The sequence below is a fragment of the Corallococcus sp. CA053C genome (assembly GCF_003611675.1).
GTDB lineage: Bacteria > Myxococcota > Myxococcia > Myxococcales > Myxococcaceae > Corallococcus.
In genome coordinates this window covers 1-2,187 of record NZ_RAWA01000716.1, presented here as the reverse complement: position 1 = coordinate 2,187, position 2,187 = coordinate 1, and the positions used below count along the sequence as shown (strand labels likewise).

The window sequence follows — 2,187 nt, the reverse complement described above, 5'->3', positions numbered from 1 at the left end:
CCCCGCCCCTTCGCGTCCCTCTCCATCCTCGCCACCGCGCCCAAGGCCTCGCCTCCGACGCACGCGTAGTCCCGCGTGTCGTATCCGTGAAGCAGGTCATAGGTGGACGGTCCTCGCGGGGCGCATGCTCCGCGGCCGTCCGGTTTCGAGGAGCCACAACCCGTGTCACTTCTTTCGCGCAGGAAGCCCCGCGCCCTGGCCGTCGTGCTGGCCGTGCAGTTGTCCACGAGCGCCGCCTGGGCCCAACAGGAGTCGCCCCCCACCGATGCGCCCGCGGCCGATACCCCGGCCCTGAGCCCGGAGGAGATGGAGGAGATTCAAAAGGCCCTGGGCGAGGACGCGAGCAGCCGCGCGCGTCCGTCCGGCGATACGTCTCCCGCCTCGCCCACCGCCACCAATGACTCCGGCGTGACGCCACTGCGGTTGCCCAATGCGATCTCGGGCGGCACCAGCTTCCTCAACCTGAGCTTCATCCTGGACCTCGCCGTGGCGGCGTTCTCCAACAAGGAGCCGCTGCAGGGCGGCGCGCACGACCCGACGCAGAACGGCTTCAACCTCCAGCAGCTGGAGCTGTCCATCGGGTCGGTGGTGGATCCGTACTTCCGCTTCGACAGCAACATCGTCTTCAGCCAGTACGGCGTGGAGATTGAAGAGGCGTACGCCACCACGTTGGACCTGCCCGCGAACCTCCAGGTGCGCGCCGGCCAGTTCCTCACCCGCTTCGGCCGGATCAACGCCACCCACCCGCACGCGTGGGACTTCGTGGATCAGCCCTTCGTCATCAGCCGCTTCTTCGGCGCGGAGGGCAACCGGGGCCTGGGCCTGGAGACGTCGTGGCTCACGCCGCTGCCCTGGTACGTGGAGGTGATTGGCAGCGCCACCGACGCGAAGGGCGAGGCCACCGCGCGCAGCTTCTTCGGCGCCGCCAACGAGCGCGTGCTGTCACCGCTGGACCTCCAGCTCACCGGCGCGGTGAAGCAGTTCTTCCCGCTGTCGGACGACCTGTCGCTGCTGTGGGGCCTGTCCGCCGCCACCGGCCCCAACGCGACGGGCTACCGCAACCACACCAGCATCTACGGCACGGACGTGTACCTCAAGTTCCGCCCCATCACGGAGGCGAGCGCGCAGCAGCTGGTGCTCCAGGCGGAGGTGCTCTACCGCCGCCGTCAGGCCCCCGACGAACTGCTGTCGGACTGGGGCGGCTATGCGCAGACGGTGTGGCGCTTCTCCAACCGCTGGGCCACGGGCGTGCGCTACGAGTTCGGCACGCCGGCGAAGACGCAGGAGGGCCGCATCGCGAATGATCCGCTCGACCCCGAGTGGATCTCCGACCGCCACCGCGTCACCGCGGAGCTGACGTTCTGGCCCACGGAGTTCTCCCGCCTGCGCCTGCAGGCCGCCACCGACCGCGTCGGCTGGCGCGAGTCGCCGGACTACTCGGCCTTCCTCGCGCTTGAAGTCGTGACGGGCGCCCACGGTGCCCATGCGTTCTGAACCCTCTTCCTGGAGCCCTTCCATGCGTTCCCTCTTCGCGGCCCTGTGCGCCGCCGTCGTCTGCTTCGCCGCCACCCCTGCTCGCGCGGACCTGAAGGTCGTCACCTCCCTGCCGGACCTGGCCGCGGTGGCCAAGGCCGTGGGTGGAGACAAGGTGGAGGTCATCGCGCTCGCGCTGCCCACGCAGGATCCGCACTTCGTGGACGCCAAGCCCAACCTGGCGCTCGCGCTCAACCGCGCCGACCTGCTGATCACCGCGGGCCTGGACCTGGAGATCGGCTGGCTGCCCACGCTGCAGGTCGGCGCGCGCAACAGTCGCATCCAGACGGGCAACGCGGGCTACCTGGACGCGTCGCAGTTCGTGCGCCTCCAGGAGGTGCCCGCGACGGCGGTGGACCGCAGCCAGGGCGACGTGCACCCCGGCGGCAACCCGCACTACCTCTATGATCCGCGGCAGGGGCTGGCGGTGGCGCGCGGCATCGAGGCGCGCATGTCGCAGCTCGATGCGAAGAACGCCGCCACCTACAAGGCCAACCTCGCGAAGTTCACGCAGGAGGTGCAGGCCGCGCAGCCCGGCTGGGAGAAGCGGCTCGCGGGGCTCAAGGGCGCGCCCGTCATCGCGTACCACCGGACGATGGCGTACCTGCAGGACTGGCTGGGCTTCACCACCATCGCGTTCCTGGAGCCCAAGCC

2 protein-coding genes are annotated in these 2,187 nt (G+C 70.1%); both read left to right on the top strand.

Features of this window, described 5'->3' with window-relative positions:
- The first annotated feature begins 162 nt into the window (after nucleotides 1-162).
- Nucleotides 163-1,494, top strand: coding sequence for a zinc-regulated TonB-dependent outer membrane receptor (locus tag D7V97_RS42505; RefSeq protein ID WP_120616211.1), 1,332 nt, complete (start codon nucleotides 163-165; stop codon nucleotides 1,492-1,494).
- 22 nt (nucleotides 1,495-1,516) lie between these two features.
- Nucleotides 1,517-2,187: metal ABC transporter solute-binding protein, Zn/Mn family (locus D7V97_RS42500; protein WP_120616210.1), on the top strand; the 671-nt coding region annotated here is incomplete at its 3' end.